This is a genomic window from Mastigocoleus testarum BC008 (genome assembly GCF_001456025.1).
GTDB classification, from domain to species: Bacteria; Cyanobacteriota; Cyanobacteriia; order Cyanobacteriales; family Nostocaceae; genus Mastigocoleus; species Mastigocoleus testarum.
Map to the genome: position 1 here is coordinate 175,611 of NZ_LMTZ01000001.1, position 20,481 is coordinate 196,091.

General features: G+C 38.2%; 11 protein-coding genes and 1 pseudogene. 10 read left to right on the forward strand and 2 right to left on the reverse strand.

The window, feature by feature from the left end; translation table 11 throughout:
* Positions 1–164: 164 nt before the first annotated feature.
* The 7 genes from BC008_RS00590 to BC008_RS00620 all read left to right on the forward strand — a co-directional run bounded on the left by BC008_RS00590 (position 165) and on the right by BC008_RS00620 (position 13,420).
* Positions 165–3,638: an AAA-like domain-containing protein gene (locus BC008_RS00590; RefSeq protein WP_058182941.1), complete on the forward strand. Its 3,474-nt coding sequence runs from the start codon at positions 165–167 to the stop codon at positions 3,636–3,638.
* 328 nt (positions 3,639–3,966) lie between these two features.
* The gene (locus tag BC008_RS00595; protein WP_027844854.1) at positions 3,967–5,367 is read left to right on the forward strand and encodes a sensor histidine kinase; all 1,401 of its coding nucleotides are present in this window, start codon (positions 3,967–3,969) and stop codon (positions 5,365–5,367) included.
* A 145-nt stretch (positions 5,368–5,512) separates the two neighbouring features.
* Positions 5,513–6,910 (forward strand): cation:proton antiporter, encoded by a 1,398-nt coding sequence (locus BC008_RS00600; protein WP_201026056.1) that lies wholly within the window; start codon positions 5,513–5,515, stop codon positions 6,908–6,910.
* Positions 6,911–7,366: 456 nt separating this feature from the next.
* Complete coding sequence (locus tag BC008_RS00605; protein WP_027844856.1) at positions 7,367–7,762, forward strand: VOC family protein; 396 nt, start codon at positions 7,367–7,369, stop codon at positions 7,760–7,762.
* Positions 7,763–7,923: 161 nt separating this feature from the next.
* Entirely contained in the window at positions 7,924–9,345 is a 1,422-nt protein-coding gene (locus BC008_RS00610; protein WP_027844857.1) for an efflux RND transporter periplasmic adaptor subunit, read from the forward strand.
* A 115-nt stretch (positions 9,346–9,460) separates the two neighbouring features.
* A complete protein-coding gene (locus BC008_RS00615) occupies positions 9,461–10,156 on the forward strand; it encodes a GUN4 domain-containing protein (RefSeq protein WP_036266691.1) in 696 nt (231 codons plus the stop codon).
* Between the two features lie 60 nt (positions 10,157–10,216).
* Positions 10,217–13,420, forward strand: coding sequence for an efflux RND transporter permease subunit (locus BC008_RS00620; RefSeq protein ID WP_058182942.1), 3,204 nt, complete (start codon positions 10,217–10,219; stop codon positions 13,418–13,420).
* A gap of 802 nt (positions 13,421–14,222) precedes the next feature.
* On the opposite strand, the pseudogene BC008_RS00625 reads toward BC008_RS00620, so the two are convergent.
* Positions 14,223–15,260, reverse strand: a pseudogene (locus tag BC008_RS00625) (chlorophyll a/b binding light-harvesting protein); the annotation flags it as partial.
* A 324-nt stretch (positions 15,261–15,584) separates the two neighbouring features.
* A complete protein-coding gene (gene fldA, locus BC008_RS00630) occupies positions 15,585–16,094 on the reverse strand; it encodes a flavodoxin FldA (protein WP_027846252.1) in 510 nt (169 codons plus the stop codon).
* Positions 16,095–17,264: 1,170 nt separating this feature from the next.
* On the opposite strand from fldA, the gene BC008_RS00635 reads away from it, so the two are divergent.
* The 3 genes from BC008_RS00635 (at position 17,265) to BC008_RS00645 (ending at position 20,382) form a co-directional block, all read left to right on the forward strand.
* Entirely contained in the window at positions 17,265–18,041 is a 777-nt protein-coding gene (locus BC008_RS00635; RefSeq protein ID WP_027846253.1) for an ABC transporter ATP-binding protein, read from the forward strand.
* Between the two features lie 111 nt (positions 18,042–18,152).
* On the forward strand, positions 18,153–19,274 hold the full coding sequence (locus BC008_RS00640; RefSeq protein ID WP_027846254.1) for a hypothetical protein: 1,122 nt from the start codon (positions 18,153–18,155) through the stop codon (positions 19,272–19,274).
* Between the two features lie 868 nt (positions 19,275–20,142).
* Positions 20,143–20,382, forward strand: a complete 240-nt coding sequence (locus tag BC008_RS00645) for a hypothetical protein (protein WP_027846931.1) — start codon at positions 20,143–20,145, stop codon at positions 20,380–20,382.
* Positions 20,383–20,481 lie beyond the last annotated feature (99 nt).

A 20,481-nucleotide genomic window follows, 5' to 3' on the forward strand; every position in this document is an offset into this window, starting at 1 on the left:
AATCTTTTGACCCGTCCTATTATTTTATTTTCCACGCCGACAAAAAATGTCTTATTAATTTTATCTGGGTATTTAAACAAATATTTTAACCAGAAGAAAAATCCGAAATACTGCCAAAATAATTAGTAGTTAAATTCCACATCAGAAATAATTAAAAGTATCCCATGAGTCCAATAAACTTACCGTCATATAAATATCAAGTAGGGGGAAGTTTACCCACTAATTCCCCAACCTATGTGAAAAGAAAGGCTGATGATGAGTTATACAAATCTTTAAGAAATGGTGAATTTTGTTATGTACTTAACTCTCGACAAATGGGAAAATCAAGTCTGCGGGTACAGACAATGAAACGCTTGCAGGAAGATAATTTTACCTGTGTGGCGATTGATATTACAAATATTGGTACGGTAAGTATTACACAAGAACAGTGGTATGCGGGGATTATTGATACTATTATTAACAACCTGGAACTTTACGATAGTTTTGATTTAAATGATTGGTGGATGGAACAAAATTTATTATCTCCAGTGAATAAATTAAGTAATTTTTTTGAATTTGTTTTATTAAAATTAATTTCACAACAAATAGTTATTTTTATTGACGAAATTGATAGTATTTTAAGTTTGAATTTTGCCGTTGATGATTTTTTTGCTTTGATTCGGGAATGTTATAACAGTCGAGCTTCCCAACCAGATTTTCAACGCCTAACTTTTGCTTTGCTGGGAGTAGCTAATCCGAGAGATTTAATTCAAGATAAACGTCGCACACCATTTAATATTGGTAAGGCAATAGAATTAACTGGTTTTGAATTAGATGAAGCCCAACCGTTAGCCCAAGGTTTGGCAGAAAAAACTAGTCAATCGATGGCGGTAATGGATGCAGTGTTGTATTGGACTGGGGGACAACCTTTTCTCACCCAAAAGCTGTGTAAATTGATTTTGAATCATCAGGGTGTAGTACCAGCAGATAGGATTACCGAATGGGTAGGGGAATTAGTAAACTCTGAGGTAATTCTGAATTGGGAAACACAGGATGAACCACAGCATTTGCGGACTATTCGAGACAGGATTATGCAGGGTGGGGGACAACTGACGGGGAGATTATTGGGATTGTATAAACAAATTTTGCTCGCCCCTATCTCCTTACAAAAACCAGAGATAACCCCATCCATGACAGTACAAGAACGGGATGGAATAACTGTGAATAGCCCTCCTGATCAAGAAGAATTGGGAGAAAACTCAGTATTTAATACATCGGAAGAAGTATATTTACGTCTATCTGGATTAGTTGTAGAACAACAGGGAAAGCTCAGGGTTTATAACTCCATTTATCAGTCAATTTTTAATTTAGATTGGGTAAATCAAGAACTAAAAAATCTGCGTCCAGATTCCTATGGTCAAGCTTTTGAGGCTTGGTTTAATTCTAATTGTGATAATAATTCCTACTTGTTGCGAGGAGAAAAACTTGGTGAAGCCTTAGCATGGGCAGAAGGTAAAAGTTTAAGTAATCAAGATTATCAGTTTATAACCGCCAGTCAAAAATGGGAATTTGCCCAAGCACAACAGAAAACTCAGAGACAAACTCTAATTGGTGGGGTTGTTTTGACTGCTTCCTTAGTTTTGGCTGTAACTGCTGGAGTATTTGCTGGGGTTGCTAATCAACAAAGAATCGGGGCTGTATCCCGTTTAAAGCAAGCAAATTCAGAAACACAACAGGCAAATCAGGAAAAACAAACAGCAAACCGACAAGCAAATAATTTCAAACAACAACAACTAATTGCAGAAAAGAATCTGAAAATTGCAGCAGCAAAACAACAAACAACAGAAGCAAAAGTTAAACAGACACAACAACGCTTAACTAACGCTCAGCAAAAATTACAGCAAACCGAAAAAGCTGCCAAGCAACAGATTAAGTCAGCACAAGTAAAAGTTAGTACCGCAAATAAGCAAGCAGGAGAAGCCCAAACACGGGCAAAAAAAGCTCAAAATGAACTTAAAAAGGCGCAATTAAGTCTTAAAGAAGCATGGGAAGCCAGGACACAGGCACTCAAAGAAGCAGAAAACGCTCAAAAAAGCACGGAATTAGAACGATTAGGAAATGTAGTCTTAAGGCAGTTTGAGTATGATAAAACACCACAGATAGTGGTTAGAGCCATGGAAGCAGGACACAGGTTAAAAGCACTGGTGAAGGATAGACAAAATTTAGACGAATATCCAGCTACTAGCCCTGTAAGGGCTTTAAATACCGTTCTTAATATTCCCCAACGCAAAACACTCAGACATGAATTCGAAGTCAACTATGCTGCCTTTAGCCCTGACAGCAAAAGAATTGTTACTGCATCCTTTGACAATACAGCCAAGTTGTGGGGAGTCAATGGCAAACTACTTCAAACTCTCCCTTCCGAACGTGATGCAAATCAAGAACATCGATATAATATTGTCCATGTCGCTTTTAGTCCTAACGGACAAAAGATTGTCGCTGCATCCTCCGACAAAACAGCCAAGTTGTGGGATATCAACGGTAAACTTCTACATACTCTGAAAGGTCATCAAGATAAAGTATTCTACGCTACTTTTAGCCCACATCATCAAAGAATTATCACTGTATCTGCGGATAAAACAGCCAAGTTGTGGGATATCAACGGTAAACTTCTACATACTTTGAAAGGTCACCAAGATAAGGTTATCAATGCCGCTTTTAGTCCTAACGGGAAGCAGATTGTTACTGTATCTTGGGACAAGACAGCTAAGGTGTGGGATATTGATGGAAAACTCCTCCACACCCTGACAGGACATCAAAGTATAGTCGTTAATGCTGCTTTTAGTCCCAACGGCAAGCAAATTATCACTGTATCTTGGGACAAGACCGCCAAGCTGTGGGATATCAATGGTAAACTCCTCCAAACCCTAGACAATCAAAAATTTGTCCACGATGTTGCCTTTAGTCCCAATGGTAAGGAAATTCTCACTGCATCTAATGATGGAACAGCCCGAGTATGGGACATCAATGGTAAAATCCTCCAAAACCTCACTGTACCTGAGAATGAAGGTACAATTTCCACAGAGGCGAAGCGTGCTGCTTTTGTCACCGCTAGTCCAGGATCTTCAGAGGGAACAGAAAAGCAGATTATTGTTGCATCTCCTCAAACAACACGGATATGGGGTATTAATGGTAAACTGCTTCATACCCTAAAACTAAAGCAGGATAAAATCTTACATCTCGCCTTTAGCCCTGATGGAAAGCTGATTTTTACTGGTTCGCAGGATGGAATAGCCCAACTGTGGGATATCAATGGTAAACTCATCCAAACTCTTACCGATCATCGCTATAAAAGTCCATCAATTCCTGTAGCCTTCAGTCCCGATAGCAAACGGATTGCGACTATAGACAGAACAGGAACAGTTTTCCTGTGGGATATTGGCGGTAAACTGCTTCAAACTCTAAAGGGTGGATTCAGGAATGTTACCTTTAGCCCCAATAGTAAATATATTGTGATTATATCCGGCACAAAAGCACGAGTGTTATATTTAGAAACCTTAGATGAGTTGCTAGCACGGGGGTGTGACTGGTTGGAAGATTATTTTGTTGACTATCCCGAAGCGAGGAAGAAAACTGGGTGTTTAGCAGGTCAAAAATAAGGTTGAGTTTCTCCCACTCGTAGAAGATTTAGTTTTCGGGGTGTTTTCTACTTTATTGCAAAAAATGAACAAATTTGAGCACACTTATTCATATTTAGCGGTCGCAAGTATAGTGAAATAGATGAGAGGACAACAGTTATGATTAAAGTTGTTGAGTCTGAACACACCTTTGATACTAGCTCTAAGTACTGGTATCATCAGTCATATTTGTAACATACAATTATCTGTAATGATAAAATTGGAAACTTAAAGATAGGTTCCTTATGAATGCAGCCTATAGAGAAGCAATAGTGGATAAATTGGTTTGTAATAAGGGGAATATCCTGTTGTGTTGTGTGTAGAAGAACTTTTAAGTGTGGAGTTATTTAAAATACTTCCTAAAAGTAGACTGGAATGGATATGCGATCGCTCTCAACAAATTCACATACCAGTTGGCGAGAAATTAATCTCTGAAGGTGATCCGAGAAGGGGATTCTTTATTCTCACAAAAGGAAGAATGGCAATAACTCGCCTGACAGAAGGTGTAGAAATGCCTTTGGGACAACATGAAGCACCGGGTTTTTTCGGTGAAATTCAAGTTTTAACTGATGAAGCCGTACCTGTAACTTTGCAAGCACTGACTGACTGTGTTACCTACGAACTTGAGGGTGAGGATTTTCTCGAATTACTCCATGATTGCAGAGATTTTGAACGCGAGATATTTCGAGTTGTAGGAAAAAGACTCAGAGGTTTGGAATCATTCATTCGTAACCGAGAGAAAATGGCAGCTCTTGGTACTTTATCTGCAGGTTTGGCTCACGAGTTAAATAATCCGGCAGCAGCAGTGGTTCGCGCTCTTAAAGATGTCACCCCAGCAATTATAGAACTGCAAAGGATGAATCTTGTTTATGGACAACGTAACGTGGATGACGCTCATACACAAGAATGGACCAAAGTTAGGGATGAAGGTTACGAAACAATCATTAATAATACTTTAGATCCAGTCTTCTTAAGCAATTGCGAAGAAGAAATTTTAGAATGGTTAGAAGATTATGGGGTGGAAAATGCCTGGAATTTAGCTGAACCATTAGCGGCTGGTGGGGTAAAAGTTAATACACTTGAACGACTTATGGAACGTTGGCAAGACGATCCTACTGAACTTAGGGATATGGGGCTACGTTGGTTGGCGCTGTCTTTTGATGTGATGTCAATTATTCAAGGCGGTTTGCGTGGGGCTGAGCGGATTTCAGGTTTAGTCAGTTCAATGAAATCTTATTCTTATATGGATCGCGGAGTCAGTCAAATAGTTGATGTTCATCAAGGTATTGAAGATACCCTGAGACTATTTTCCTATAAGTTGAAGTATGGAATTGAAGTTCATCGTTGCTATGCTTCTAATCTCCCAAAAATTATGGCTTATGGTAGTGAGCTCAATCAAGTTTGGACTAATTTAATTGATAATGCTATTGATGCCATGGATCATAAAGGAGTATTGAAATTAAAAACTTCTCGTTTTGAAGATTTTGTCAGCGTGGAAATTATCGATTCTGGTTCTGGTATTCCTGCGGAAATTGAATCGCGAATATTTGAACCTTTTTACACAACAAAACCTGTTGGAAAAGGTTCGGGACTTGGTTTAGACAATGTCAGACGAATCGTGGAAAATCGTCATAAAGGAGCGATATACCTGGAGTCGGAGCCAGGAAAAACCTCTTTTAAAGTTTGCTTACCCATAGCTCTTTCCGAATAGATGAAGTAACATAATTGGTATTTTTTCGTTTGGTTTTATCATTAATAGAGACGTAGTCTCTGCTACGTCTCTAGAATTTTTGATAGCCCAAGCAAGATAAAATGCTCTCAAATCCAAGCGTTAGCTTTACTTTAATGGAGAATAAGTGTTGACATTCAATACAATTTTTTATGGATGGGGAGCACAGCTAATTTTTCAACAACCCATTCCTCTTTTAGCAGCAGCAAATACTGAAGAAGGATATGATAAAGCCATAGTTGGAGCTTTGGTTATTACTGCTGCCATTATTTTTGTTTTCAGCATAATATTGGGAGAAATTTGTACCCGTTTTGGCTTACCGTCGGTATTAGCCGATTTAACTACCGGGGTCTTGCTTGGTTCTTCTGTGCTGGGATTGTTAATATTTTCCCAATCTGGAGGAGAAGCTAACGGTCTTTTAATTAAATTTTTAGAATTTACCACCGGTACTTCCTCCACAGTTGCACAGGAAGCATACAAGTTTCAAATGGAGGAATATATAGATGAAAGTGCAAATATCGGGCTTTTAGCGCTGTTATTTACTACAGGTTTAGAATCTAACTTAAGAGATTTAATTCGAGTTGGTTCCCAAGCTGCAACAGTAGCTCTAACAGGAGTTGTTCTTCCTTTTACTTTAGGAACTTTAGTATTGATAAAAATATTTGGAGTTGCAACTATTCCTGCTGTATTTGCAGGTGCTGCTTTAACTGCTACAAGCATTGGAATTACTGCTAAAGTCCTTAAGGATATTGGGAGACTACAGTCCGACGAAGGTCAAATTATTATTGGTGCAGCAATTCTTGATGATATTCTCGGAATTGTCGTACTTGCAGTTGTACTTAGTCTGGTAAAAACTGGTGAAGTTGAAATAATTAGTATTTTCTACCTAATTGCAAGCGCGATCGCTTTTGTGTTAGTTGCAGTTGTACTCAATAGAGTTTTTGGTTCTCTTTTTGTCAGTATTATTGACCGTCTATCTAATCCTGCTGCACTGATGCTGTTAGCTCTCGTATTTCTCAATACATTTGCGTTGAGTGCATCTGCAATTGGTTTGGAGGCTATCCTAGGGGCTTTTGCAGCCGGTTTAGTCCTTGGAGAAACTAAATTTCAAGAAAAATTGGAGCAGCTATTTCGACCATTTGTATATGTTTACACAACAATATTCTTTGTTACGATCGGAGCTAAAGTTGATTTAAGCGTTCTCAATCCTGCAATTCCAGAAAATCGTCAAGGTTTGATTATTGCTGCTTGTTTGATTGCGATCGCAATTTTCGGCAAGGTTGTAGCCGGTTTTGCTGCGATCTCTAAAGAACCCATAAACCGATTAGCAATTGGTTTTGGGATGATACCTCGGGGTGAAGTAGGATTAGTATTTGCTGGTTTAGGCGCAGCTAGTGGAGTATTATCAAATTCTTTAGATGCAGCAATTATTATCATGGTAATTGCTACCACCCTAGTTGCACCGCTTTTGCTAAGAATTTCTTTTTCTGAGAATTCAGCATTAAAAACTCAGGAATCAGAATAAAAAAATATCATTAGCATTTCAGCTGTAGTATTTTGGGATGATTTACTTCCCCAGTCCCCCTATTCTGGGGGAATTCAAATTCCCAATACCCACGTCACACTCCACTAGCTACCAGGAAATAAAGCTTATGGGGGCTTCGAAAGTGGTTAACCAGGACATTTCTTAGGGCAGGGTAACACGTTTCTAAAGCGCCATATTTTTTATTTATCCCCTTCAACCACTCAATCAAAAGATATATTTGAGCAATATTTGAATAAATTGAGCAATAATACACCAGATTATCAACCGCAATTTGTTGTAATCTGATTGATGAATATCACGGTGCGAATAGCTGCACAAAATTAGATTCTACTAGTTTTGCAAAAGTGCAGATTTTAAAGCATAGATTGCAAACATAAAACCAACTCGTTAACTTTTTGTTACACGAATTTTTAGTTGTTTTTTTTTCAATTTTGTATGACACTAAAATACAAATACACCCGATTAAATGTATCTAATTATGAAGCCTGCAAAAAATTCTACCAAGAGGTTCTAGGCTTTAAAGTTAGTTTCGTAGATGATAACGATCAATATGCAGAACTCGATACAGGTGAAACAAAGATAACTATCTTTAATCGTCAAGGTTTATCAGAATTTGTCGGTAGCAATGGAGAAATTTCCTACGATGAAAATTATGCTGGAGTTGTTTTGACTTTTATGGTTGATAACCTGGAAGAAATTCTAGAAAAACTAAAAGCTAAAGGAGTTCATCTGATTAACCCACCGTGGAATTTTTCCGACCGAGGTTTCATATCTACTTGCTTTCGCGATCCGGATGGTAACCTCATTGAGATCGAACAAATATTAATTTGATAATCAATAAATTTGATCGTCAATAGACTTAATACTTGATAAATTTAATGCCAAGTAGGTTTAAAAACTAATTTGACAAGGATCGTTTGACCCAAATAGAAAATAATTTTTATATCTGTTTATTTCTATTTATTACATTGTCTTGAATTATTTCAGAGATTATGAGTACTTCCGAGTCGCCGGTTTCTGTCCACAATGATTCTGAACCCTCTTCGCCAAAAAAACCGCGTCTTCGCAAGTGGCGGTCTTGGCTTATTGTTGCTTTTGTTGCATTCTTCGGTGGAGGATTAGCCTGGTATTTTCTATTGCGTAACGATCCAGGAGCAGCACAGCAACAAGCGCGAAGATTTCCAGTAAATGTGCAGAAGGTAGAAACAGATTTATTTGAGAATAGTTCTGATTACGTTGGGGTTTTAGAGGCTCAGCAAAGAGTAACTTTACGTCCAGAGGTTGCTGGGCGAATTATAGAGATTTCTGCAAAATCAGGGGAATTTGTCAAGGCGGGTGCACCTATTATGCAATTACGTCTTGATCGCAGTCGTGCTCAATTAAATGCAGCTACGGCTAATATTAATGTGCAAAGAGCTGCCCGTGCGAATGCTGAAGCATCTTTGAGAAATGTACAAGCTCGTCTCAGGGAAGCTCAAGAAAGGAGAGAATCTGCAGCAGCCAACTTAGAGCGTCAAACAGCCGAAGTTACCCTGCAAGAAGCAGAATTCGAGCGTACAAAAACTTTAGTAGAAGAAGGCGCACAATCAAAACAACAGTTAGATTTGCAGACAAGGAATTTAAAAACAGCGATCGCTAATCGTAACTCAGCTGAGAAAGACCTGAACGCTGCAGAAGCAACAGTTATAGCCTCTCAAGAGGAAGTGAAAGCATCCAGAGCAAATTTAGATCGAGAAAATGCTGCTCTCAAGCAAGCCCAATCCCAAGCCAATGTTGAAATTGAAAATTTAGCAGATACTAAAATTGTTGCGCCGGTTGCTGGGATCATGGGAGATATTACTCTTAAGGTGGGAGATTACGTCAATGTGGGACAAGAATTAACTACGCTAACTCTGAACAACACCTTAGAAGTTAGATTTTCGGTACCATCCGAACGAGGAACCCAACTTAGGCGGGGACTTCCGGTAGAACTGAGGGTCAACAAAAAAGAAGGTAAACCGGTCGCCATAGGAAAAATTAGTTTTATTGCACCGGAAGTAGATGATGATGCTCAAGCTATTACAGCTAAAGCAAATTTTTCTAATCCTAAGGGAAAGTTACGATCTGACCAGTTTGTGCGAGCAAGGGTGATATGGGATCAAAGTCCGGCGGTATTGATCCCTACGGTTGCAGTATCTCGTGTCGGAAATCAGGCGTTTGTCTTTGTTGCAAAAACAGAAAAAAATCCGCAGTCAGGGGAAGCTGAACAAGTTGCAAAGCAAAAGCCTGTTCAACTGGGACCAATTCAAGGCAATAATTACCAAGTTTTGGAAGGGTTAACAGCTGGGGAAACAATTGTAACTTCAGGTACTCTCAACTTATTTGACGGTGCGCCCATAGTACCGGAAGAACCAACATTTGAGAGTAAGAAGTAAAAAGTAAGAAGTAAAAAGTAAAAATTAAGAAGGAATAATTTCCAAGTTACAAGTCGCCAGCCCATATGCCGCAAGGCTGTACACAGTGCTATCCCCAGTCACCAGTCTCCAACTCATGAATGAACTAGATAATCCAATTGATACTGTTTCTACTCAACTATTTGATATTCAAAAACAGTTAGATCAATTAAAAATTCAGTTATCTGAATTACAGCAACAGGTAAATAAAAATTCTGAAAAACCCCAACTCCAAGGCAATTCCCAACAGGTCAATCAAAATTCTGATTTATCTCAAAAGCTATCTGTAATTGAGAATAATCTTTCACTGGTAAGTGACGTAGTACGCTATCAACCATTACGGGATATGCTTGCTATGGAAAAATGGGAGGACGCAGACAAGGAAACTATTCGTTTGATTGCCGATATCGCCGGGCATACGGACTTGGAAGATTTTCGTCCTGATGAAGTACGACATTTTCCCTGCGTGCATTTGCAAGTCATTGATAACTTATGGTTAACCTACAGCAAAGGACGTTTTGGATTTAGCATTCAGGCGCGTATTTACCAAGAAGAAGGAGGAAATATAGAAACAACTATCGAACAGGACAGCGACATTATTAAGAAATGGGGAAAGCGCTTGGGATGGCGTGCTGAAAACCGTTGGCGAAAATGTGACGAATTAGATTGGACTTTAAATGCTCCTCCTGGGTGTCATCCTTCGCGATGGTGGAACTCACCTTTTGGCTCTAAAATGACCAATTATTTTTTGGCTCGTTTAATGAATTGCGACTTGAGTTCTGGTAATGGGTAATGATTACTCATTACTTACTAATCATTACTTGTTACTTAATACTCATTACTTACTACTCCTATGTTTGTCGAGTTTTTTATTCGCCGACCAGTTTTAACTATCGTGTGCTCCATCATAATTTTATTGGTGGGGCTAGTCAGTATACCTACCCTAGCTGTAGAACAATACCCAGATGTGAGTCCGGTACAAGTAGTAGTTTCTGCTAACTATATCGGTGCCAGCGCTCAAGTTGTTGAAGATACCGTAACCACTGTTTTAGAAAGACAGATCAACGGCGTCAAAGGTATGAGATATATGAGTTCTACTAGTAGCGATGATGGCTCCAGTAGCATTACAGTTACTTTTGAACAGGGTTATGACCTCGATATTGCCGCTGTTGACGTTCTCAACCGAGTCTCGATTGCTGAAGCACAGTTACCTCAAGCCGTACAGAGAACTGGGGTAAATGTCATTAAACAATCCAGCAGTGTTGTTGTTGGTATGTCCATCTTCAGTAAAGAAGAGGGTATGTATGATAATAATTTTATAAGTAATTATGCTGATTTATATGTTGTAGATAGTATTAAAAGAATTGAAGGTGTTAGTGATGTTCAACCCTTTGGGGAACGTCGCTATGCTATGCGTTTGTGGATAGATCCCAAGCGTCTTGCGAGTCGTGGTGTTACAGCACAGGATGTGGTCTCCGCATTAGAGAGCCAAAATCTGCAAATAGGTGCTGGACGTATCGGTCAACCACCAGTTGCAAATGGACAAAGGTATCAATTAACCGTACGTGCTGCTGGTCGACTACAAGAGGTTTCCGAGTTTGAGGAAATAGTTCTAAAAACAGCAGAAAATGGTACCCTCGTAAAACTCAAAGATGTTGGTCGAGCCGAATTGGGAGCGGAAAATTATGATACTTTTGCCAGATATAGAGGTCAAGGAGCAATTGGTTACCGAGTATTACAGACTCCCGGTAGTAATGCTTTAGCAGCTGCTAGGGCTGTGAAAGCAAGAATGGCGGAGTTATCCCAAAGTTTTCCACCAGGATTAGATTATGCCGTTCCCTACGATCCAAGTTTGTTTGTTGAGGAATCCACAAAAGAAGTAGCTAGTACTCTGATTCAAGCTGTATTACTGGTTGTATTCGTCTTGTTATTATTCTTACAAAACTGGCGAGCAACCATTGTCCCGGCGGTTGTAATTCCTGTAGCGTTGATTGGTACTTTTGCTTTTGTTAAAGTCTTCGATTTTTCAATCAATAGTTTGACTTTGTTTGGGTTAACCCTAGCTACAGGGATGGTAGTGGATGATGCCATTGTTGTAGTTGAAGACATCGCTGGAAAGGTACAAGAGCAGGGTATGAGACCCCACTTAGCAGCGATGGAGGCGATGCGGGAGCTTTCTGGGGCTGTAATCGCAACTTCTTTAGTGTTATTGGCGGTATTTATTCCTGTAGCGTTTTTCCCTGGAACTACAGGACAACTTTATCAACAGTTTGCTTTAACCATTGCCTTCTCTGTAATTATTTCTACCTTTAATGCCTTAACCCTTACACCTGCTCTTTCTTCTTTACTTTTGCGATCAGGACAAGAACCTGGAGGTTGGTTAGGTCGAGTATTTGCTGTCATCAATAGGGGGATTGACCTTACACGTCAGGGTTATAAAAATGCGCTTTCTTTTCTAACTCGGTTGAAAGTCATAGTCCTGGGAGGATTTGCTTTTTTATTGGTGATGACAGTTTGGCTTTATCAAGTTGTACCTACGGCTTTTCTTCCAGATGAAGACCAAGGTTATGCAATAAATTTAATTCAAGGTCCGGAAGGAACTTCTTTAGAGTACACCAGCGAAGTTATTGAACAGTTAGATCGAGAATATCTGGATATTCCTGAGGTTGAAGGGACATTTTCCTTGGGGGGATTTAGTTTCAGTGGAAGAACAGCAAATAGTGGTATTTCTTTTGTACCTTTTATCCCTTGGGGAGAACGTAAAGATCCCCAAAAGTCAGTCCAAGCAGTTCTCCAAAGGGTTCAAGGTGCATTAGGAAAAATTTCCCAAGCTAGAATAATTGCCTTTAATCCACCTGCAATTCAAGGTTTGGGTAATGTGGGTGGTTTTGTATTTCAATTACAAGATAAAGGAAATAATGACATTACAACCTTTGTCAAAGTTAAAGATGAATTAATTCAGAAAGCTAACGAGCGACCAGAATTACAAAACGTCTTTACTACCTATGCAGCAAATGCTCCCCAATTATTGATTGAAGTAGATCGCGATCGCGCCAATACATTACAGGTATCCGTTGATGATGTTTTGACAACTGTAGGTACTCTGATCGGTTCAAATTATGTGAATGATTTTAATGCTTTTGGACGAACCTATCGGGTATACGTACAAGCTGACCAAGAATTTCGTTCCCATCCCAAAGATATCGAACAACTTTATGTCCGTTCTCAGCAGGGGAGAATGGTTCCTCTAGGAGATTTGGTAGAAGTTTCTTCCGTGACCGGACCACCAACAGTTAATCACTACAACCTATTCCGTTCCATTGAAATTAATGGTGCTCCCGCATCTGGCTATAGTTCCGGTCAGGCGATCGCTGCAATGGAGCAGGTCGCAAGTGAGGTTTTACCCCAAAATATGGGTTTTGAATGGTCGGGAATTTCTTTAGAAGAGATTGAGTCGGGAGGACAAGCACCAATAATTTTTGGTTTAGGAATTTTGTTTGTGTTCCTAGTTCTAGCCGCTCAATACGAGAATTTTATCGATCCTGTAATTATTCTTTTAGCAGTACCTCTGGCAATTTTAGGAGCTTTATTAGCGGAATCGATGCGGGGTTTCCCCAACGATGTATATTGTCAGGTGGGTTTGGTAATGTTGATTGGTTTGGCGAGTAAAAACGCTATCTTGATTGTAGAATTTGCTAACCAACTGCGCGATCAAGGACTTTCTATAACTAAAGCCGCAATCCAAGCAGCAGAACAGCGGATGCGACCAATTATTATGACTGCTGTTTCCACTCTTTTAGGAATTTTCCCCTTAGTAATTGCGACGGGGGCAGGTGCAGCTAGTAGACAGTCTTTAGGTACTGCTGTTTTCGGTGGAATGCTTGTTTCTACGGTCTTAAGTTTATTTGTTGTCCCGGTACTTTACATTGTAATTGCCACACTTTTCTGTAAATTTAAAGATGATTGTCGTGGTTTATCTCCAGAGAAGGAAATAGCCAAAGAAAAAGTAGTTGTAGGTAGGGGAATAGAAAATGAGGAATTAGAACTCAGAAGTTAGGAGTCGGGGAAGTAGGAGGCTTTCAAGGGTAGGTTTTTTGGTATTACAGAAATAGTTGAGAAAATTATCAACTGCTTAACGTGGTTTGGTCATTTCAGGATTCAAGTATCCCCTAAAATCGCAAAAAAATGACCAAATACGAAATACCTACCCATGAGAGGAAGTAGGAGGGAGGGTGGGAAAAAAATGTATTGGTTTTACCAGTGTTAGTGTTGACTGAGATGAAATAAAGCAGAATGCACTCTGATGACATGAGAAAAGTTTCCGGATGTGAGTAAGCCAGAAACAAGACTGTATAAGTTGTATGAGAATATATGGTTTATTAAATATAAATGTCAAGTGTTTAACGTAATATTAAATACAATGAATGTTTGAGCTTTAGAATTTTATTTCTTCAGTAATACCCTATTTATAATTCACTACTGCAATTATTTAAATCGATTCAGCCTAAGAATTGAAAGGATTTTAAAAATTTACTTAATAAACTTGTATGTTCCCTGATATGTCGATTTTTTGAAACTTACTGAGATAAATTTTATATTTTATTTATTATTCAAAAGTCATAAAATATACCTTAACAACAAGGTGGTTGCTAATACATAATTGAAAATAGGCGTGATAAAAAATATATTTTTAGTAGTGCTTCAGCGCCAATGTTCGTTTATGACGCTAAAGCGCTACTATGAACCTTACAACAAGTTTTTTACAGAACATGACATTACCCAAAGTTTTAACTTTAGATAACACGTGTCCTTCTATTTAGATTTACATCTAATTACTTTGTCAGGCTCTGAATAGTTGTCTTGGGAGCTTGAATCAGATCACCACTCTGGAAATTAAATCCAGATTCCTTCAAGCTAGCGCGAATCGCGTGCCAAATATGACCTCCGAGAAATACTGTGGCTAGAGCAACATGGAAAGTTGCTAACCAACCACGGGAGGAAACTAGACCAGACGTAAACTCTGTTGTTTTTACTGGACCATAAAAGACTTCTGGGTAAACAGTGTCATTAAAAAATACAAAAAATGCAGCCAGAAAGCCCATGTATGCTAAGGCAGCTAAACTATAAGATAAATAAGCTTCACCAGACCAGATTAAAGCTTTTTGCACCCAAGGATAAGGTGTAATTTTGGTATGCCAGATACCCCCACCAATACACATTAGACCAACCCAAATATGACCACCCACAACATCTTCCAGGTTGTCTACAGCCACCATACCTAGAGAACCATGGATGGGAAATAAGTAACTAAAAATTTTGAATGGGTTTAACGTTGGGTTCGTAATTACTCGTACAGCGCCACCACTTCCAACATTTGGGTCGAATAGTCCGCCCCAAAACATAGCTTTTGCGACTAATAACCAAGCTCCCACACCAAGGAGAATCAAGTGAATTCCCAAAATAGTGGTCATCTTGTCTTTATCTTTCCAGTCATAACCGAAAAAGCCTGCAAAAGTAGAATCTTCCGGTAGTATTGCAGGACCTCGCAGAGCATGGAAAATACCACCTGCACCTAAAACTGCGGAGGAAATTAAATGTATAACTCCAATCAAAAAATAAGGTTCAGTATTAATAATTTGACCACCCTCACCGACACCTAAACCAAGAGTTGCAAGGTGGGGTAACAGAATTAAACCTTGTTCGTACATCGGCAATTCTGGGTTAAAGTTCGATAATTCAAATAGAGTCATCGCACCAGCCCAGAAGACTATTAAACCAGCATGGGCAACGTGAGCGCCCAGTAGTTTGCCACTCAAGTTAACAAAACGAATATTGCCACGATACCACTCGACATTAGGGATGTCGGGAGTTTGATTTGAAAACGAAGCTGCAGTCATGAGTAAAAGTAAATAAAAACTATTTCGTCAGGGTTTACTGGGTATTTCCTAAAATATTAAAGAGTCAGAAGCCAGTAGTCAGGATTCATGAATAAGTCATTAGATAAGGTTTTTTATGAGATACCTTATCGAAAAACAGATTCAATTGTATTTATAGCAAATAGCAAGTGGAGTGAAAATAAGTACCTGAAAAGTCCCCCTAATGAACACGCACAAGAATAGACTCATTAATTGGGATTACAGGTTGAGTGGAATGTACTAATGCTATGGCTATAACTTCCAACTCCAACTTGTGACTCCTGACTCCAAGAACATTTACAGTATTTACGCCCCAAAGACTGTTTTTAGTTGGGCTGTCCAAGCCTTCACTCTTTCTTCTGTAAGTTCGGATTGATTATCATCATCAAGAGCTAGTCCACAAAATTTCCCATCTCTTATCGCTTTGGATTCGCTGAAATCATATCCATCGGTTGATGTATAACCTACAGTTTTTCCACCTTGCTCAGAAATTTTTTCTTCTAAAATTCCCATCGCATCTTGGAAATTATCTCCATAACCAACTTGGTCACCAGTACCAAAATAAGCAATGGTTTTACCATTAAAGTCAACATCATCAAGCTCTTCGTATAAGCCTTCCCAATCACTTTGAAGCTCGCCAATGTTCCAGGTTGGACAGCCAATAATCAGACATTCATATTCATCAAAATCACTAGCTTCAGCCCCAGATACATCGTGCATGTTAATGGAATCACCAAATTCATCCCGAATCATTTCAGCCGCAGCTTCAGTTTTTCCAGTTGTAGTACCGTAGAAAAGACCAATTTTTTTCGACATTTTTACACCGTTAATTGTTTGTAATCGATCGACTGACAAAAATTAAGTTTTGGAATTCTTAGAGAAAATTCTCATGTCCTGTAGGAAAAATCCCCAGTCACACAAGTAGTTGTATAAATTTTCTGTACTAGTAAAACACAAACCTCTATCCCAACAATGATTCCACTGCAAAATCAAATTTTCTCTAAGTTAATGATTATTACTTGCAATAAACTTTGTTTTTATCCTACCAAGCTTTTGAAAATCTTTGTCATCTAAAAATATTGATTATTGTAAATAAAGTTGAAATAAATAGGACTCCAAGTCATTTTTTATGCTTTTTTAGGAAATATAGACCTTGTTATTAAAGGAAGGAAGAAGGAAGAGAGAAAAAGTTGAAATTGCATTAGCGTTCGCCATAGGCGCGTCGAGCGCGTGCCCGCAAACAAGGCATTGGGGATTACCCCAACGTAATTCTTGCACCGTACTACGCAGGCCGTGCACTAACGGACGGTCTTCTTAGCGGGGCGTTAGCACAGGGGGAATTTGACCCATATTTGTTAGAAGAAAAGATGTTATATCCCCAGATGTTATATCCTCCCTTCTTCCTCCTGGCTTAGTCCAACTTCGGTCCGAAGGAAGTGAGTTAATGAGAGGAGAAAGTTTGGAGAGTTTGGGAGGAGTGGGGGGAAATCCCAAAAATTATGAAGGAAAGGGATTTTAGAAATCCGATTTAGGATAAAAACTTAACAGCCAGATTTTAAAGTGCATTCAAATCCTAAGTTATGACTCCTGTTAGCAAAGCAATGCAACCTAATCTAGGGTTTTCCCCCATGAGCGACTGCATGAAGAAGTGGTGTGCTACTGTGCACAATTCTGGCTTATCAATTCAGAATCATAAAATTCAGAATCATAATAATAAGATCGCCAGCTTACGGCTTTCCCGCTTGGAAGGGTAATCCTAGTATGGGAGTAACAGCAGGATTTACTAAAATTTAAAGGTTAATGTATGATTAAATACTTGTTATTGAATTATGAATATTGCATAATCTTCTCATTTAATTGAAGTTTATCAAAAACTATCAAAAATATTTATTCTAAAATAAAACAAAACCCCTAGTAAAAGGTAATAGTAGCAAACCATAAGCCCATGGCATTTTGCCTTAGCCATAAACTGAATAATTGATAATTATGTCATTAAAAGTTAACAATCTCACTGGTGGTTACTCAGCAGTACCAATCGTCCGCGACATCAACTTAGGTGTGGAAGCTGGAGAATGGTTAAGTCTAGTTGGAGCCAATGGTTCTGGTAAGTCTACATTACTCAAACTCCTGAGCCGTATTCTTTCACCACAAAAAGGAACCGTATTATTAGATGGTAAAGCAATTCATACTCAAAGTGCCATACAAGTGGCACAAAAAATGGCGTTATTACCACAACAACAGGCGGTACCAGCAGGATTAACAGTTTATCAATTAGTTGGTTTGGGTCGTAACCCCCATCAAAATTGGTGGCAGTGGGAATTAAATGATGACGATCGCGATAAGGTAGAAGAGGCAATTAGTGCTGTTGGGATAGAAAAATTTAGCCAGCGTCCTGTAGAACGGTTGTCAGGGGGAGAAAGACAAAGAGCATTTTTAGCTCTAGCTTTAGCGCAAAACCCAAAAGTTCTCTTATTAGATGAACCCACTACATATTTAGACTTGCGCTATCAACTGCAAATTTTAGAGCTCCTAAAAAAACTCAACGAAAAAAATAAACTAACAATTATTACTGTATTGCACGAATTAAATCTAGCGATAAGATACAGTCAGCGTTTAGCAATGCTTTTAAAAGGTGAAATTTGGGCATTAGGTAATACTGAAGAAGTCATAATTCCAGAGAATATAAGACAAGTTTTTGGATTAGAAGTTGCTCTAATTGAAACTCCCATTGGCAAACAAATTTGTCCTATCCAGCATTTATAAAGTATTCTAATAGTATAGTCTAAAAAGTACAGGAATATTAATTATTCATGATAGTATCTGAAAAAAAATAGATCGATTAATCTTAACAATTAATTAATTCAGGTCAGTAGGATGTTCTTATTTGGTATTGAGCATGAAGTCGCATTCCTCAATCATCGGGGAAAATTTGCTGATTTTTCATGTACGAGTTTTAAAGATTTTAGTCCAATTATTGATATGTTACCTTCCTATCCGGGTGATTATTCTCAACTACGGATTGGGGATGCTGGAATTAAGAAAAAAAGGTGGTATATAGAGGGATTTGAACGTTTCGCAAATTCTGAAAAAGTGATTGAATGTGTGCCTAAAGGGATAGAAATTAGGACGAGTATACATCACGATATTAGTAGTACTATTGCTGAATTATCAGAAAGCTTTTTGTTATTACGTCAAGCTGCTAGTTTTTTAGGCTTTTCACCAGTACTTGCTAGTTTCAATCCATATTTAACTGTTTTTGAACCTTTACCACCATTAAATGATTACGAACTTAAACGACGGAATCATTACTCTCGGAAACAGACTTTAAATATACCGATGTTGAGTTATGGAGCAGATTTAAATATTTCCGTTGCAGGTTTATCTCAGGAAGAACTGATTGATATGGGTCGAAAATTAACCTATTACAGTCCTTATATTATTCCTTTTAGTTTTAGTTCTCCTTTTTACCAAGGTGGTATTTGGGAAGGATTATCCGCAAGGACTTTTTTTAGAAGTGAGGAAAAACTTCCTGTGATGGTTTTTGTCAATCGAGAAGAACAATTAGCATCCAGTTTTCCAGACTTTACCAGAATGGCGCGTATTCCTGCAGAAGTTTCTCGGATAGAATTTAAAGCATGCGATTGTTGTGATGACTTTTCTATTTATGCTGGATTACTAGCTTTGCTAAAGGGTTTGATTTTGGATCAATCTTTGGATGGTAGAGCAGATTTCCCTGATAAGGCTTTACATCAACTTTCAGCTAAAGAAGGATTCGATAATCTGGATATTTATGGAAATGCAAAGGAATTATTATCAGCAGCTGAAGATGCTCTCGATCTAGATCCAGATGTTGAATTATTAACACCACTAAAAGTTATTTTGGAGCAACGAGAAAGTGCAGCACACGAGTTACTTTGGGTTTTAGAAAAAGTTGGTTCAATAGAAGAAGTGCTTAAGCATACTTATATTGCTTATGATATGACAAATTTAAATTAGATTTTTTATTCAATTACAAAACAATTAAATATATTAAATTAAATATTGCACCTTAGACTGAATAGTAATATCAGGTTTGATAATTCTCAATCAGTATTTTATAAGATTTGAGGAACAAGCTTTCAGGGAATTGATATTTTGAGTGAGATGGGGCTAAATTTTAAGCATTCTGTCTTTAGGCTTTTTGAAAGCGTAATATTAAATTAAATCCGAAGTAGCTCTCGATAGCTTTTATATTATAAAAATATACAGTAAACTTATTAAAAAAATTGAAATTTCATCAAATAATATTTCAATTTTTGTATCAATTTTTAGGTTATTTTACATATTTGCAATGCCATCATTTTTGTAATCAGGACTTATATCATGTCCGGTAAAACACTTGTAATAAGGTTAGTAGTAGCGCTTTAGCGAGATAGACAAATATTGGCGCTAAAGCGCTACTACAAACATATTTTTTCATAAGTAATTAAGCGGACATCATATTACGCAACGGTCTTCGTAGCGTGTCCGTAGGACATAGATTTGTCATTGCGACCGAAATGCAGTGTAGGGTTAGCGCTAAGCGCTAACATAATGACGCAATTACGTTAATTTTGCGTAAGTCCTAGTAATATTGGTTGGAAGTTAAATCATCTCATCACCTTATTCAGATGTTTATTTTCCAATTTCTGAAATTGGAAGATGGTATTCACGTGAATCGCTTCAAAAAAATTATATATTGGTTTAACTGTAAATTTTTAAGAAAAAATAGATTGTTATTCTATTATTTTTGTAGTATTAGATACAGAAATAGCTTGCTTCTTGCATTTATTTCATGGAGTAGGCTGCTTCAGTCAATATTGCTCTAGTGAGATGGAGGCAGATAATGCAACTTAAAGCAAATTATCCAGCTTGTACGTTAGTGCCAGAAATAAAAACATCAGGATGGAAACCTATTTGCAAAATTACTTACAATCGCAACTCGTGGGTCAAGTTGCTTCAGCTTCCTAATGAGTATAGCTTTGATGAAGCAATGCTTCTGTGTCAGGAATCTCCAGAAGCTTGGGTTGCTTGGGTTCCAGGTCATGGCGAGATACTTTTGGCTCGAAGTGATTTCTATAGTTAATGAAGAAATTAAAAGATATACTGAGAGTCTCTTTTCACTGTTTTAACCTCTTATAGAGACGTATTATAGTTCGTCTCTACGAGGTTTTTACGCAAGTAA

Excerpts from the sequence above, each read along its gene's own strand:
- BC008_RS00590 (WP_058182941.1), top strand. The coding sequence starts at position 165 with ATGAGTCCAATAAACTTACCGTCATATAAATATCAAGTAGGGGGAAGT.
- BC008_RS00605 (WP_027844856.1), top strand. The coding sequence starts at position 7,367 with ATGACACTAAAATACAAATACACCCGATTAAATGTATCTAATTATGAA.
- BC008_RS00610 (WP_027844857.1), top strand. The coding sequence starts at position 7,924 with ATGAGTACTTCCGAGTCGCCGGTTTCTGTCCACAATGATTCTGAACCC.
- BC008_RS00615 (WP_036266691.1), top strand. The coding sequence starts at position 9,461 with ATGAATGAACTAGATAATCCAATTGATACTGTTTCTACTCAACTATTT.
- BC008_RS00620 (WP_058182942.1), top strand. The coding sequence starts at position 10,217 with ATGTTTGTCGAGTTTTTTATTCGCCGACCAGTTTTAACTATCGTGTGC.
- fldA (WP_027846252.1), bottom strand. The coding sequence starts at position 16,094 with ATGTCGAAAAAAATTGGTCTTTTCTACGGTACTACAACTGGAAAAACT.
- BC008_RS00635 (WP_027846253.1), top strand. The coding sequence starts at position 17,265 with ATGTCATTAAAAGTTAACAATCTCACTGGTGGTTACTCAGCAGTACCA.
- BC008_RS00640 (WP_027846254.1), top strand. The coding sequence starts at position 18,153 with ATGTTCTTATTTGGTATTGAGCATGAAGTCGCATTCCTCAATCATCGG.
- BC008_RS00645 (WP_027846931.1), top strand. The coding sequence starts at position 20,143 with ATGCAACTTAAAGCAAATTATCCAGCTTGTACGTTAGTGCCAGAAATA.